Source organism: Hamadaea flava (assembly GCF_024172085.1).
In the GTDB taxonomy this organism is placed as follows: domain Bacteria; phylum Actinomycetota; class Actinomycetes; order Mycobacteriales; family Micromonosporaceae; genus Hamadaea; species Hamadaea flava.
The window spans coordinates 4,216,833-4,231,650 of the sequence record NZ_JAMZDZ010000001.1 but is presented as its reverse complement, the minus strand read 5'-3'; the positions used below and the strand labels follow the sequence as shown (position 1 = coordinate 4,231,650).

13 protein-coding genes are annotated in these 14,818 nt (G+C 70.7%); 7 read left to right on the top strand and 6 right to left on the bottom strand.

What is annotated here, in order from left to right; all coding sequences use genetic code 11:
* Positions 1-260 precede the first annotated feature (260 nt).
* Complete coding sequence (locus HDA40_RS19850; protein WP_253758045.1) at positions 261-1,520, top strand: amidohydrolase; 1,260 nt, start codon at positions 261-263, stop codon at positions 1,518-1,520.
* 45 nt (positions 1,521-1,565) lie between these two features.
* On the opposite strand, the gene HDA40_RS19845 is transcribed toward HDA40_RS19850, so the two are convergent.
* Positions 1,566-2,540: a DUF4349 domain-containing protein gene (locus HDA40_RS19845; RefSeq protein WP_253758043.1), complete on the bottom strand. Its 975-nt coding sequence runs from the start codon at positions 2,538-2,540 to the stop codon at positions 1,566-1,568.
* 47 nt (positions 2,541-2,587) lie between these two features.
* Here HDA40_RS19845 and HDA40_RS19840 point away from each other — a divergent pair, with 47 nt between their 5' ends.
* Positions 2,588-3,220, top strand: coding sequence for an MBL fold metallo-hydrolase (locus HDA40_RS19840; protein WP_253758041.1), 633 nt, complete (start codon positions 2,588-2,590; stop codon positions 3,218-3,220).
* Between the two features lie 11 nt (positions 3,221-3,231).
* Complete coding sequence (locus tag HDA40_RS19835) at positions 3,232-3,996, top strand: helix-turn-helix domain-containing protein (protein WP_253758039.1); 765 nt, start codon at positions 3,232-3,234, stop codon at positions 3,994-3,996.
* Positions 3,997-4,035: 39 nt separating this feature from the next.
* On the opposite strand, the gene HDA40_RS19830 is transcribed toward HDA40_RS19835, so the two are convergent.
* Positions 4,036-4,491 (bottom strand): gamma-glutamylcyclotransferase, encoded by a 456-nt coding sequence (locus HDA40_RS19830; RefSeq protein WP_253758037.1) that lies wholly within the window; start codon positions 4,489-4,491, stop codon positions 4,036-4,038.
* A 115-nt stretch (positions 4,492-4,606) separates the two neighbouring features.
* Between HDA40_RS19830 and HDA40_RS19825 the strand changes: the two genes are divergently transcribed.
* The 3 genes from HDA40_RS19825 to HDA40_RS19815 all read left to right on the top strand — a co-directional run bounded on the left by HDA40_RS19825 (position 4,607) and on the right by HDA40_RS19815 (position 7,714).
* Entirely contained in the window at positions 4,607-6,010 is a 1,404-nt protein-coding gene (locus tag HDA40_RS19825) for an NAD(P)H-quinone dehydrogenase (protein ID WP_253758035.1), read from the top strand.
* A gap of 112 nt (positions 6,011-6,122) precedes the next feature.
* On the top strand, positions 6,123-7,412 hold the full coding sequence (locus tag HDA40_RS19820; RefSeq protein WP_253758033.1) for a hypothetical protein: 1,290 nt from the start codon (positions 6,123-6,125) through the stop codon (positions 7,410-7,412).
* Positions 7,412-7,714, top strand: coding sequence for a hypothetical protein (locus HDA40_RS19815; protein WP_253758031.1), 303 nt, complete (start codon positions 7,412-7,414; stop codon positions 7,712-7,714). The genes HDA40_RS19820 and HDA40_RS19815 overlap by 1 nt, the downstream gene beginning before the upstream one ends.
* A gap of 76 nt (positions 7,715-7,790) precedes the next feature.
* On the opposite strand, the gene HDA40_RS19810 is transcribed toward HDA40_RS19815, so the two are convergent.
* Complete coding sequence (locus HDA40_RS19810) at positions 7,791-8,180, bottom strand: hypothetical protein (RefSeq protein WP_253758029.1); 390 nt, start codon at positions 8,178-8,180, stop codon at positions 7,791-7,793.
* A gap of 127 nt (positions 8,181-8,307) precedes the next feature.
* Between HDA40_RS19810 and HDA40_RS19805 the strand changes: the two genes are divergently transcribed.
* A complete protein-coding gene (locus HDA40_RS19805) occupies positions 8,308-11,382 on the top strand; it encodes an AfsR/SARP family transcriptional regulator (RefSeq protein WP_253758027.1) in 3,075 nt (1,024 codons plus the stop codon).
* 92 nt (positions 11,383-11,474) lie between these two features.
* Here HDA40_RS19805 and HDA40_RS19800 read toward each other — a convergent pair whose 3' ends face one another.
* From HDA40_RS19800 to HDA40_RS19790, 3 genes are all read right to left on the bottom strand, one after another.
* Positions 11,475-12,407 (bottom strand): class I SAM-dependent methyltransferase, encoded by a 933-nt coding sequence (locus HDA40_RS19800; protein ID WP_253758025.1) that lies wholly within the window; start codon positions 12,405-12,407, stop codon positions 11,475-11,477.
* Positions 12,408-12,416: 9 nt separating this feature from the next.
* Complete coding sequence (locus HDA40_RS19795; protein WP_253758022.1) at positions 12,417-13,283, bottom strand: pyridoxal-phosphate dependent enzyme; 867 nt, start codon at positions 13,281-13,283, stop codon at positions 12,417-12,419.
* Positions 13,284-13,369: 86 nt separating this feature from the next.
* On the bottom strand, positions 13,370-14,809 hold the full coding sequence (locus HDA40_RS19790) for a GuaB1 family IMP dehydrogenase-related protein (RefSeq protein ID WP_253758021.1): 1,440 nt from the start codon (positions 14,807-14,809) through the stop codon (positions 13,370-13,372).
* Positions 14,810-14,818 lie beyond the last annotated feature (9 nt).

Sequence of the window (14,818 nt, the reverse complement as noted above, 5' to 3'; positions counted from 1 at the left end):
CGGAACCTGCACGTCAGGGGACATAGCGGGGGAATCGCGTAACCGGTGGACGGGGTGTGCGTCACATCCACAGCCGTCACGCGTTGTGAGAGGTGTAAGGGCCCATGCCGACGACGAAATCCGCCACGGAGACTCTCTACCTGGGAGGACGTGACACTCAGCAACGCAATCGCTACCGCAATGACGTTGCGCAGAGTTACGGGTCTGGGGCTAGGCTTGTCGAGGTTTGTCCCACTGTCAATCGAGATCGAGATCTTGCCGTGACGAGTGCGCTAACGCTGCCCGAGAGCAGCACGCTGACGTCGACCTGGCCCGAGACTTTGCCTGGGGCCGATCCGCTACCCGGTCAACTCGACCGCTGGCTTGCCTCACGAGGCGCGGAGCTCGTCGCCGTACGCCGTCACATTCACGCGCACCCGGAACTGTCCGGTCACGAGTTCGAGACCGCCGCCCTGGTCGCCCGGGAGCTGGCCGTCGCGGGACTGCAACCGAAGTTCCTGCCGCGTGGCAACGGCGTGCTGTGCGACATCGGCACCGGTGATCGAGTCGTCGCGTTGCGCGCCGACCTCGACGCGCTGCCGCTGCCGGACACCAAGGACGTGCCCTACCGCAGCCAGGTGCCCGGTGCCGCGCACGCCTGCGGCCACGACGTGCACACCACGGTGCTGCTCGGCGTCGGCCTCGCGCTGGCCCAGCTCGACCAGCGCGGCGAGCTGCCCGGCCGGGTCCGGCTGGTGTTCCAGCCGTCTGAGGAGAAGTTCCCGTCCGGCGCGCCGGAGATGATCTCGGCAGGCGCCTTGAAGGACGTCGCCGCGATCTACGCGCTGCACTGCGCGCCCCAACTGCCCGTCGGCCTCATCGGCGTCCGCTCGGGCCCGTTCACCGCCGCCGCCGACACCGTCGAGGTGCGACTGACCGGCAAGGGCGGGCACACCGCCCGGCCGCACCTCACCGCGGACCTGGTGCACGCGCTCGCCCGGGTGATCGTGGACGCGCCGGCCCTGCTGGACCGCCGGGTCGACCCGCGGGCCGGGGTGTCGATGGTCTTCGGCGCGGTGCACGCCGGCGAGGTCGCCAACGCCATCCCGATCGAGGGACAGGCCAAGGCCACCGTGCGCATCCTCAACAAGGAAGCCTGGCAGGCCGCACCGGAGCTGATCACCAACCTGATCAAGGACGTCGTCTCGGCCACGGGTGCGGGCGTCGACGTCCGCTACACCCGCGGCGTGCCGCCGGTCATCAACGACCGCATGGCCACCGCCGTCATCGCGGCCGCCGCCGGCGCCGCGCTCGGCGCCGATCGCGTGGTCGAGGCCGAGATCAGCATGGGGGGTGAGGACTTCGCCTTCTACCTGGAACAGGTGCCGGGCGCGATGATCCGCCTCGGCACCAGCACCCCCGGCAGCGAAGTCAAGATGGACATCCACCAGTCCGGCTTCGACGTCGACGAGCGCTGCATCGGCTACGGCGTCCGGACCATGGTCCACACGGCTCTCGCGGCTCTGTCCAGCTTCTTCTAGTCGTACGCGGAAAGGGGCTCCCGGCGTCGGGAGCCCCTTTCCGGGCTAATCCTCGGTCGACTTCGGCGCCACGGCCGGCGTGCTCGCCGGGGCCACCGGGGTTGCCGGAGCCGCTGGAGTAGCCGTAGCCGCCGGAGCAGTCGGCGGCGTCGGCCGGCGGCGGCGCAGCCACCACCACAGTGGCGCCAGCACCACGGCCGCCACGACGAGGAACGGCAGCAGGAAGCCGAGGACCGCGGCGGCCACCTTCAGGATGACGACGAAGGTGTTCCAGCCCGCCCGCAGGCCGCCGAGGAACGACGGGTCCTCGTTCTTCGGCTCCACGTAGGGCGTGTCCGGGCCGACGAGGGTCACCGTGATGGTGGAAAGCTTGACCAGGTCGTCGAGGCGACGCTGCTTGGCCAGCAAGGCATCCAGGTCGGCCTGCCGCCGGGACAGCTCCTGCTCCAGTTGCACGACCTCGGAGAGCTGCTTCGCCTGCGCGAACATCCGCCGTACGCTGTCCACACTGGCCTGTTGCGCCTTGATCCGGGCGTCGAGGTCGACGACGGTGGCGGTGACGTCCTCGGCGTTGACCGAGCGGTCCAGTTCCTCGCCGAGCTTGGCCGCGTCGGCGAGGACGGAGTCGAACTTGTCCGCCGGTACGCGGATGGTGATCGACGACTGCGCCCGCGAGCCGCCGCTGGTGCTCTTCTCCGACCCGACGAAGCCGCCCACTCCGATGGCGGCCGACCGGACCCGCTGCGCCGCGACCTCGACGTCGTCGACGCGCACGGTGAGCTGGCCGTTGTAGACGATCGCCCGGCCGATCTCCGGCGGCTGGCCCCCGCCCTGCTCACTCGTGGTGTTCTGATCCGCGCCGGTCTTCGACCCGAGGTCGCCGGCGCCTTCCGGGGCGACCGCCGCCGGGGCGGCCCCACCGCTGTCGGTCGAGTTCTTATCGCTGGCGCCACAACCTGCGACGAACACCAGCGCCAGGCCCGCCAACGCGAGCGCTACGGTCTTTCGGCGTACCAACATGGGCCTATGACGCGCGCCTGGACCCCCGGGTTCCTAAGCTGAGTCTCGTGAGAGTGACCAAGTTCGAGCATTCCTGTGTACGCCTGGAGCGCGACGGCGCGGTCCTGGTGATCGACCCCGGACCCTGGGCGGACCCGGCGGCGCTGGACGGCGTGGACGCGGTCCTGATCACCCACGAGCACTTCGATCACCTGGACGTGGGAAAGCTGGCCGACACGCTGGCGAAGCGGCCTTCGGTCACTTTGCACGCCCATGCGGCAGTTGTCGCCAAGCTCGCCGAGCTGGACGGGGTCACCCAGACGGTGGCCTCCGGAGACGCGTTCGAGGCCGCCGGATTCGGCGTGCGGGCCTACGGTGGCCTGCACGCCTTGGTGCATCCGGAGATGACGCCGGTGCCCAATCTCGGTTTCCTGGTGGAGGACTCCGTCTACCACCCCGGCGACTCGTTCGACGTACCGGCGGACGCGACCGTCGAGACGCTGTTCGTGCCGGTCAGCGGCCCGTGGCTGAAGCTGTCGGAATCCGTCGACTTCATCCGGGCCATTTCCCCGCGCCGAGTGTTCGCCCTCCACGATGGACTGCACAACGAGTTCGGGCACATGGTCGTCGACGGCAACCTGACCAAGCTCGCGCGATGCGAGTACGCCCGCCTGGAGCCGGGCACAACGGTTACCGCGTAATCTTCTCTGGCGTGACGCCGGAGCAGACCGCGGCCGCAAGCCGTCCGAGCATCGAGGCGTTGGGGAGCGCGTGGACGCGGTGCCCGCGTACCCTGCGGCATGCCCGGGAACTGGGGCTGTCCGCCTGGGTCTTCACCGTCGCCGGCCGGGCGGGCGCCCTCGGCGACGTCGAGCCGCACGTCGCGGCGGCCGCCATGGGACTGATCCACCCCGACGCCGTACGCGAGGCGTACGAGTCGGCGCAGCCGGTCATGGCGGTCCCGGCGATCGCCGCCGAACGGATGGCGCAGTGCTGCCGCTGGGGGCGCGACGAGCTGACCGGGCTGCCCGGACTGCCCCGCTTCGTGGTGCTGACCCGCCGGGTCCTGCGGGCGGCCGACGCGACGGCGATGCCCCTGTACGCCGCCTGGCGGCGGATGCCCGTGCCCGACGAAGCCCCGGCCGAACTCGCCGGGGTATGCCTCTACCTGCTCACCGAACTGCGTGCCGGGGCCGCCCTGGTGGCGCAGACGGCGGCGGGGCTCTCGCCGGTGCAGGCGCTGCTGTCCGGCCCCGAAGGCGAAGCCGGCGCGGTTGCGTACGGGTGGCAGCCGCCCTTTCCGGCCGTGGGTCACCTGGCCCGGCGGCGCGGCTGGGCCGACTCGGTCGCCGACCGGATCGTGGCCGGGGCGTTGGCCGCCCTCACCGGCCTGGAGCGCGACGAATGGCTGGAGCTGGTCACCGGACTGGCCGAAGTCATCCACCCGGCCCCTGTCTCCCTCTCCGCCCGCTTCTGACCTTATGGGCCGCGGCGCGGCCGTCGGGGTCGGCGCGCGTTAGAGGGAGTTGTTGCGGGTCGGTCGGGAGCGCAGATCCGAGACGTAGTCGTCGGGCGCACCCGCCTTGCCGGCCGCGTTCGCGATCTCGTTCAGGTACCAGACCGTCGGCAGGCCGCCCTCGTACCCGTTGAAGACGTAGACCCAGGCCGTGACGTCTCCGTCGAGCGTATGCACCCGGACGTGCAGTTTCCGGTAGGTGCCCGCGACGACGCCCTCGACCTCGTCGAGCTGCGACTCGTCCCAGGGGTGCACGTCGTAGAGCGACACGAAGACACGGTCGCCCGGCGACTCGACGATCGTCGTGACGGCGCCTTCCCACCCGATGACCTCTTCGCCGGCGAACGTGATTCGCCAGCCTTCCAGCCAGCCCACGCCGACCATCGGCGAGTGCGGGCAGTAGGCTCGCATTCGGGCAGGGTCGAGGTTAGAGCCGTACGCAGCGTAATGACGCACGGCGATGACGATAGTCCGCCTGAGGCGTACGAGAGAATATGGCGTGGCGTGTCGCATGTCGCGCGGGCTCGAAAGACGCTCAGACGACCGGTTGAACAAATAGGGGAAAATCGCCGTGAACCGGATTGTGATCATCGGTGGGGGACCGGCCGGCTATGAGGCGGCGCTCGTCGCCGCGCAACTCGACGCCGACGTGACCGTGGTCGAGGCGGACGGTGCCGGTGGGGCGTGCGTACTGCACGACTGTGTTCCGTCGAAGACGTTCATCGCCAGCTCGGACGTGGTCACCGGGTATCGCGGCACCGAGGAGTTCGGCATCCACTCGGATGGCTTGGAAGCCATCACGGTCGATGCGTCGGCCGTGCACGAACGGGTGAGGCGGCTCGCCGCCGCGCAGTCGACGGACATTCATACCAAGTTGATAAAGGCGGGCGTAACCGTCGTTCACGGACGGGCCCGGCTCGGCGAGGACTCGCTCGGTCACCATCACAAGGTCAAGATCCAGCCGTCCGGCGATCACCCAGAGTATTCGGTCGATGCCGGGACGGTCTTGATCGCGACCGGCGCGACGCCGCGCATCCTCGCCGACGCCGAACCCGACGGCGAGCGCATCCTGACCTGGCGTCAGGTCTACGACCTCCCCGACCTGCCCGAGCATCTGATCGTGGTGGGCTCCGGCGTCACCGGCGCGGAGTTCGCCTCGGCGTACCTGGCGATGGGTGTGCAGGTCACGCTGGTTTCCAGCCGCGATCGGGTGATGCCGCACGAGGACGCCGACGCGGCGACGGCGATCGAGCGCGTCTTCCGGGCTCGCGGCATGCAGATCATGAACAACTCCCGGGCGTCGGCCGTCCGCCGGATCGGCGACACCGTCGAGGTGACGCTGGCCGACGGCCGCAGCGTGACCGGGTCGCACTGCCTGATGGCGGTCGGGTCGATCCCGAACACCGCCGACCTGGGCCTCGTCGAGTACGGCGTCGCCGTCGCACCGGGCGGCTACGTCACGACCGACCGGGTGTCGCGGACGAACGTGCCGGGCATCTACGCCGCCGGCGACTGCACCGGCGTACTGCCGCTCGCCAGCGTCGCGGCGATGCAGGGCCGGATCGCGATGTGGCACGCGCTCGGCGAGGCGGTGGCTCCGCTCCGGCTCAAGACGGTCGCGGCGAACGTCTTCACCGACCCCGAGCTGGCTACCGTCGGGGTGAGCCAGGAAGCCGTGATCAGCGGCAAGGTGCCGGCCCGCGAGGTGATGCTGCCGCTGAGCGGCAACGCGCGGGCGAAGATGGCGGGCATCGAGGACGGCTTCATCAAGCTCTTCTGCCGTCCGGCCTCCGGGCAGGTGGTCGGGGGCGTCGTCGTGTCGCCCAAGGCCAGCGAGCTGATCATGCCGATCGCGTTGGCGGTGGAGAATCAGCTCACCGTGGACCAGGTCGCGCACACGATCACGATCTACCCGTCGCTGTCGGGCTCCATCGCCGAGGCCGCGCGTCAGCTGATGCAGCACCAGACCGACTGATCCCTCGCCCGCATTGATCCGTCGCCCGTCGAGCTGGGATGTCCAGCCGCTGTGAACCGGATGTGTGGCCCCGCGGTCCACCCTCGTCGCAAAGCCGATCGAGGGGGACGAGATGCTCGAAGATCCACCAGGGGGTACGCCGGAGCCGGAGACCGTCAAGGTCGATCCGGCCGACATCGAGGCGTACGCGAAGATGTTCGACGCCGCCGACGACGAGAACGAAGGCAACCGGAAGTCGGCGGCGAGTTGTGTCGTCCAGCAACCGCAGCCGCTGGAGAACTACACCGGCAAGCGCATCATGCACAAAGGCGACTCCACCTTCGTCTCGTGTACGCCGGAGAGCGGGCACCTGCTCGCGACCATCAAGGTGGCCTCGGACGGGCTTACCTCGGCGCTCGGTGACTTCCTCGGCGTCCTGCACGGGGTGCTGGCCGAGGCGGGGCCGACGCTGAACCGGGTCGCCGCCGCGTACGTGCGGGCTGACCAGGACAGTGCGGACGCGGTCGCGGAGGCCGATCCGGATGCGGTGATCCTCGCCGAGCCGTACTACGAGGGGCAGAGCGCGCACGCGTTCGAGTACGCCGTGCCGGAGGACGACTATCTCCGGCTCGACAACACCCTCTACGGCGACCTCGACCCGTACGCCGAGATCAAGGCCGCGAGCGACGGCGTCCGCTCGCTCACCGGCGGTCCGTCGCTCCTGGACCGGGTGACCAGCTGGAACTGGGAGTTCGACTTCGTGAACGAGGAGGCGGCCGGACCGGTCAAGGACTTCCTCAGCGGCTACGGCATCGGCGTCGACGGGATGACCGAGAAGTTCACGGGGGACTGGCATGATCTGCGGGTCTGCTCCAGCGGGCTGCGCCGGGTCGCGATCGGGCTGGCGTCGATCAGCCGGAACGTCACGCAGGGCATGGCGGATCTGCGGGTCACCTGGTCCGGGGAGGCGGCCGACCAGGCCGAGGCGTACTTCTCGGAGCTGTCGGCCCGAGCGCTGCAACCGGTCGAGGCGCTCACCAGCTCGGCTCAGGCGATCGACGACGCCTTCGCCGCGATCGCCGACCGGGTTCCGACGATGGCCTGCTGGATCCAGGCGACCATGTACCTCGGGTCCTGGGCGATGGCGGCGACCGACAGCTCCGACTACGGCAACGCCAAGGACGGCGTCACCGGCGGCGGCAAGGGCATCGCGATCAGCAAGCTCTACGACCTCGCCGCGTTCGACTACTGCCTGGGCGAGGCGCTGCACATCTGGCACAACTCGGTGAAGGTGAGCCACGGTCACTGCCACGACGCCGCCACGACCTGCGCCAACTCGCTGACCTCGTTGGCAGAGGCGGTGCGGGAGCAGACGGGCACGCTGCGCACGCTGCGCCTCGGCCGATCCGGAGGGACCAACTGATGACCGAGCCGTTCGATCCGCGGGTCGTCGTCGACCTGCCCCGGATGATGCGTCCGCACCTGCGCCGCATGGCCGAGTCCGACCCGGACCCGCTGGTCCGCGAGATGGCCGCCGGGTTGCTCGACGGCAGCATCGGGTCGCCGGCCGAGGCGGTCGCCTACCCGGCGTACCAGGAGGCGCTGCACGATCGGCTCGAACGCCGGGCGGAGTGGTTCGACACGCTCGGCGACGATGAGCGCTGGCGCTGGCAGGACCAGGCGCGGCAGGCGTACCGGGCGGGCCTGGACGACCTGGAACAGTAGCCAGCACAGGGGCGGTAGACAGCACAAAGGGCGGCCGGGGCGAGATGCCCCGGCCGCCCTTCCCCCCGTACGCCGATCAGGTGCGCTCGACGATCTTCCAGTTGGTGGAGATCCAGTCGTCGCCCTCCATCGTGATCGCGCGCAGCACCGCCCGGTCCCCGGCCGGGATGATCGAGCTGTAGTCACATTCACGCATCGTGTTGTTGCCCTGGTAGTTCGCGCAGTACGGCGTCTCCCAGTCGGCGTTGTAGTCCATCAGCTTGCCGGTGGCGTGGTGGCCGTCCGCGACGATGTCCCACACCCTCAGGTGCTGCGACTTCGGGTAGTAGCAGACCTGGGTCCCCGTCGTGGTGACGCAGGTCGACGGCTCACTCGGCAGGTCGGCCGCGGCGGCGGTCGCCGAACCTGTCACCAATACGCCGATCGCCGCTGACAACGTGAACAGCCGTCTCGCGTGTTCTTTCATTGAGTCCTCCCCCTGGTCGGTTGCGGTACGAGGACAACGTAGGGATCCGTGCCATACGTCGGCTATACGGGACCTTGCATGGGATCGCTACGGTATGGGGAGCGCGATCGGCAAGGGGAGGCACGGCGTGCGATTCGGACTGTTGGGACCGCTGTCGCTGCGTACGCCGGACGGGCTGCCGATCCAGCTGGCGCGTCGCAAAGAACGGCAGCTGTCGGCGATCCTGCTGCTGCGGGCGAACCGCTTCGTCGGCGTCGACGAGCTGCTCCAGCTGCTGTGGGACGGCGAGCGCGTACCGGCCTCGGCACAGGCCAACCTCCAGACCTATGTGGCCCATTGCCGCCGAGCGATCGGCGACAACCGCTGCGGGATCGAGACCGGGGAACGGTCCTACCGGTTGCGGGCCGACCCCGGCGAGATCGACCACACCGCCTTCGAAGGGCTGGTCGCCCAGGGATTCCAGGCGTCGGCGGCGGACGACCCGGCGACGGCGGCTCGGCTGTTCGACGAGGCACTCGGTCTCTGGCGGGGCGAGGCGGTCGCCGAGGGCCTCGGACTGCCCGTCGACCTGCAGCCCGAGGTGAACCGGCTGACCGAGCTGCGGCTCTCCGCGCAGGCGGAGTGCCTGGCCGCCCGGCTCGACCTCGGCCAGGCCCGGGAGGTGGCGGCCGAGCTGGTGCCGCTGATCGGCAAGCAGCCGCTGCGGGAACGGCTGTGGGAGCTGCTGATGCTGGCGCGCTTCCGGGACGGCCGCCAGGCCGACGCGCTCGCCGCGTTCGAGGAGGCACGGGCGCTGCTGGACGAGGAGCTGGGGGTACTGCCCGGGGCCGGGTTGCGGGAGCTGCATCAGCGCATCCTCCAGGCCGATCCCGGGTTGTCCGGGGCTCCCGATCCGGTCCCGTCCGCCGGTACGCCCGTGCCCCGTCAGCTGCCCCGGGAGGCGACCGCGTTCACCGGCCGGCGGGCCGAGGCCGACCGGGTGCTCGCCGAGCTGAGCCGGCCGGGCTCGCCGGTCGTCGTGATCGACGGGCTCGGCGGCGTCGGGAAGACCTCCCTCGCCGTGCACGCCGCCCATCGGCTCGCGAGTCACTTCCCGGACGGCCAGCTGTATCTCGACCTGCACGGCTACTCGGACGCGGCACCGATGCGTCCGATCGAGGCGTTGACCCGGCTGTTGCGGGCGCTGGGCGTCAACAGCGATCAGATCCCGGACGACGACGCCGAGGCGACCGGGCTGCTGCGTACGCGGTTGAGTGGCCGGCGGGTGCTGCTCGTGCTCGACAACGCCGGGTCGGTGGATCAGGTCGTCCCGCTGTTGCCGGGGTGCCCCGGCAGCGCCGCCCTGGTGACCAGCCGCGATCGGCTCGGTTCGGTGATCGCCCGGCACGGGGGCGTACGCCTGCCGCTCGCCGAGCTGGCCCCGGCGGACGCGGAGACCCTGCTGACCGAGATCGCCGGAGCCGACCGGATCACCGCCGATCGACCGGGTGCGGCCGAGTTGGCCCGGCTGTGCGGGCATCTCCCGCTGGCGCTCCGGGTGGCGGCGGCCAACCTGGCCCTGCATCCGACCTGGAGTGTCGAGTACTACCTCGGACTGCTGCGCGAGGGGAGCCTCGCCGCGTTGACCGTCGACGGCGACGCCGGCGTCCGAGCGACTCTCCACCTGTCCTACACCCGCCTCGATCCGGCTGCCGGACGGTTGTTCCGGCTGCTCGGGGCGCTCGTGGGGCCGGACGTCAGTGCGGATGCGGCGGCCGTGCTCGCCGGGTCCGCGGGCGTACGCACACTGCTCGATCGGCTCTGCGCCGCCAATCTGCTCCAGGAGCCGTCGCCACACCGGTATTCGATGCACGACCTGGTCCAGGAGTACGCCCGGGAACTCTCCGACGACGACGCCGAGTCGGCTTCCGCCCATGAGCGCCTGGCCGGCTGGTATCTGACCGTCGCAGCGGCGGCGGTGCGGACGGCGTACCCGAACACCCAACGCCTGCCCGACGCGGCCGAGCTGGCGGACCGTTCACCGCGCGGCTTCGCGGACCGGCCGGCGGCGCAGGCCTGGCTGGACGCGGAGCTGCAGAACCTCGTGGCGCTGGTGCTCGACGCGGCCGAGCGTGGGTCGCGGTCGCTCGCCTGGCGACTGGGTGACGTGTTGCGCTGCCACTTCCTGCCGCGTACGCCGATGCTCGAATGGCGGGCGGTCGCGCTTGCCTCCCTCGCCGCCGCGGGACGGGCGGCCGACCGCTGGGGTCAGACGTCGGCCTGTCTCAGCCTCGCCGGCGTCGCGCGCCGCCAGACCCGGTACGCGGAAGCCGTCGAGTTCCTCCACCGGACGATCGATCTGGCCGCCGAGATCGGGTGGCTGGACTGCCAGGCGGCGGCGTACAACAATCTCGGCGTCGTGCATCTGGAGCTGACCGAGCCGCAGGAGTCCTCGGCGGCCCTGCGGGCGGCGGCGGAGCTGTTCCGGCGGCTCGGCGACGTCGCCGGCGAAGGGCTGGCGCTGGGCAACCTCGGTGGTCCTTACCAGGATCTCGGGCGGCTGCGGGAGTCCATCGAGCTGGCCCGGCGCGAGCTGGCAGTGGAGTCGAAGACCGGGCAGACGTCCAACGCCCTCTCGAACATGGCGAGCAGCCATCGGATGCTGGGCGAGTACGACCTCGCGCTGGCGGAGGCGCGGGAGGCGCTCGATCGCGCGTACGCGGGCGGCAACAACTGGACCATTCCGACCGTCCTGGAAGTACTGGCCTGCATTCATCGGGATCTCGGCGACCTCGCCACGGCGCTGGAACTGGCGCGCCAGGCGGTCACCATCGCGGCCGATCACGGATTCGGGCGTACGGGGGCGGAGTCGCGCGTGACCCTCGGCACGATTCTGGCCCTGCGTGGGGAGTACGCCGCCGCGGCGGAAGAGCATGAGCGCGTCCTGGCCCTCCTCGACGGACCGCACTCGATCCGCGTACGCCTGCTCGCGGTGGTGGGGCTCGCCGAGGCGTACCGGGGACTCGGGCGGTACGCCGAAGCGCGGTCCCGGGCGGAAGAGGCGCTCGCCGACACTCGCCGGCACCAGTTGCGCGTGGTGGAGGCGGACGCCGCAGAGGTGCTCGCCCGGATCCACGCCGATCTCGGAGATCCGGCGGCCGCCGAGTATCGCCGGTTGCAGGCGGAGATCTGCGCCGAGACCGGCTACCGCATTCTCTCCTGACCGCGCCTCCAAGTCCCTCCCATGCAGATCAGGGATGCGCGGGCTTCCGAAGCGCTCCGAAGCCTGCACATCCCTGATCTGGTGCCACAGAGTCAGACGAAGTCCCAGAAGGGGCCGGACTTCGGAAACGCCCGGGAGCAGCCGACGCAGGCCGCGGACTCCGGGTCGAACATGAGCGGGGACCGGCAGTCCGGGCAGCTCATGCGTGCGGTGAACGGCTCGTCGGGGTCGGCGTACGGGGATTCCGGCGCGGGGTCCCGGGTGGCGAGGACGAACTGCGACGGCCCGAGCCAGCCCTTGCCGAGGCCCTGGGTCGCCGCCTCCATGCCTTGGACGAGCGGGCGGGCGTACCGGGCGACCTGGTCCGGCACCCGGCTCTCCCAGCGGCGGAAGTTGTTGGCGCTCGCGCCGAGGCGAGTCTGGAAGCCGAGCCCGGTCAGCCGCACCCGGACGGCGGTGAGCTGGAAGTTGAAGTACTTCTCGTCGGTCGCGCCGGTCACCAGCGGTTCGGCCGACCGGATCTGGCGAAGGCGGCCGGTCGCGGCGCCCCGGACCAGCCCGAGCAGGTGATGCTTGATCGGCACGTCGACCAGCCAGGCGCCGCGGATGATGCGGCCCATCTCGCCGAGCGCGTGCTCGACATCGGGCAGATGGTGCAGGACGCGTACCACCATCGCGCAGTCGAAGGCGAGGTCGCCGAACGGGATGGCGTTGAGGTCGCAGCGGACGAGTCCGAGCCTGCCGGACGCGACCGCCTCCGGGTGGCGGCGAGCCGCGTTGGTGAGGTTCGTCGCGGAGTAGTCGAGGATCACCGCCCGGTCGGCCTGCGGCAGGTAGTAGCCCGCGTTCCGCCCGTACGCGCCGCCGAGGTCGACGAACCATCGGTACGCCCCCAGCCGGGGCACGAGCCGCCGAAGCGCCCGGTCCTCCGCCCACAGCTCGTAATCCCGGCCTTCCCAGTACTGCTGGTAGTCGTAGCCGTTGGCGTCGTAGTCGATCGTGGGATACGAGTCGGCCTGGGTCATGGCGCCATCCTATGCGGACAATGCGGACAATGATGGTGAAAGTGGGGCTGGAATCGTCGCCGGGGCGGTATCGGCACTGCTCAGCACCACCGCCACCCGTTCGCCGTCGGCCGGGTGATAGCCGTCGACGAGAAACGCGTACGCGCATGCGGCCACGTCGTCGACGGCGATCCGCCGCTCGTGCCACAGATCGTGGCGGGCGACCGCGCACCGCTCTGGCGTACTCGTCGCCTCGACGACGCGTACATGGCCGGCGAGGGCGGCGGAGATCCCGGCGGCCAGAGCGATCGCGCGCTCGGGGACCACGACGGTGTCGAGCTGCCCGAGCGTCTGGGTCCACAGTTCCAGCCCGACCGTGCCCGCCCCGGCCACCATCTGCGCCCAGCACTCCGGCGTCAAGCCGGGGCAGTGCATCGCGCCGGTCGCCACGGCGTGCCGCTCCGCCTCCAACTGGGCGTCGGCGAGCGTGCCGTCCACAGTGATCGTCGTGGACGCGTTCGCCGCCGGGGAGGGCTTGCCCGAGCCGCCAGGAGTGCGGTCAGCCGACGCCGGGGCGAACACCGTGACGGGCAGGTCGAGCCGTCGCGCGACGTGGACCACGGCGGCGGCCACCGCCGGGGTGTACGCCGTCACCAGCCCGGCGTCGGGGTCGAACGCCCGTCGTTCCAGCCCTGCGACGACCTGGTTGAAGACGCCCCGGACCGGGTAGCCGCCGGCGTGTTGCAGCTGCTCCAGTTTCAGCATCACGGTGGCGGGGAAGATCCCCGATTCCACCAACGTCAGCGGCGTGTGCCGGACGACGTTGCGGGTACGCGCAGCCGCCGCCTCGACGTCGTTACGGGTGACCATGCCGGTTGCGATCACGGTGGCTACCATGCCCTTGCCTTCATATCCTGCAGGACGCCGCCCGCACGATGTGAAGTTGTCGATGTCGTATAGAGGCGGCACTGGCTACAACGCGACTACCAACTCGTCGGCAACGGCATTCCCTCGGCGTACCCGGCGGCCGATTGCACTCCGACGATCGCGCGGGCGTGCAATTCGTCGAGCGTGCGGGCCCCGGCGTAGGTGCAGGCACTGCGTATGCCCGCGACGATCTCGTCCAGCAGATCCTCGACGCCGGGTCGCTCGGGATCGAGGTACATCTTCGCCGTGGAGATGCCCTCCTCGAAGACCGCCTTGCGGGCGCGGTCGAACGCGGAGTCCTCGGCCGTCCGGGCGCTGACCGCACGGGCCGACGCCATCCCGAAGCTCTCCTTGTAGCGCCGCCCCTCGGCGTCGGTGTACAGATCGCCCGGCGACTCGTAGGTCCCGGCGAACCAGGAGCCGATCATCACGTTCGCCGCGCCGGCCGCCAGCGCGAGCGCCACGTCGCGCGGATGGCGTACGCCGCCGTCGGCCCAGACGGTCTTGCCCAGGTCACGGGCGGCAGCGGCGCAGTCGAGCACGGCCGAGAACTGCGGTCGCCCCACACCGGTCATCATCCGGGTGGTGCACATCGCGCCCGGCCCGACCCCGACCTTGAGGATGTCCGCGCCGGCTTCCACCAGGTCGCGTACCCCTTCGGCGGTCACGACGTTGCCCGCCACGACCGGAACGTCCGGGTCGAGCGCGCGTACCGCGCGCAACGCGTTGATCATGCGTTCCTGATGGCCGTGCGCCGTGTCCACCACCAGGGTGTCCACGCCCGCGTCGAGCAACGCGCGGGCCTTGCCCGCCACGTCGCCGTTGATGCCGATCGCCGCCGCGATCCGCAACCGCCCCTTCTCGTCCAACGCGGGCCGGTAGAGCGTCGCGCGCAACGCGCCCTGCCTGGTCACGATCCCGACCAGGCGTCCGTCGTGGTCGACCACCGGGCCCAGCTTGCGGCGCGCGTTCGACAATGTGTCGAAGGCGGTACGCGGATCGGCGCGGACGTCGACGGTCAAGGGGTCGACGGACATCACGTGGCGCAGCTGGGCGAACCGGTCGACACCGATCGTGTCGGTCTCCGTGACCACGCCGACCGGGCGGCGTTCGGCGTCCACGACGACGACCGCGCCGTGCGCTCGCTTCGGGAGCAGGTGGATCGCATCGCCGACGGTGTCGGACGGGCCGAGCGTGATGGCCGTGTCGTGCACGAGGTGACGGTCCTTGACCCAGCCGATCACCTCGGTCACGACGTCGATCGGGATGTCCTGCGGGATGACGACCAGCCCGCCGCGCCGCGAGACCGTCTCGGCCATGCGCCGACCGGCCACCGCCGTCATGTTCGCCACGACGATCGGGATGGTGCAGCCGGTGCCGTCGCTGGTGGACAGGTCGACCTCCAGCCGCGAGCCCACATCGGACCGGCTCGGGGCCATGAAGACGTCGTTGTAGGTCAGGTCGTTCGCGGGCGTCGCGCCGCTGAGGAACCGCATGCCCTCATG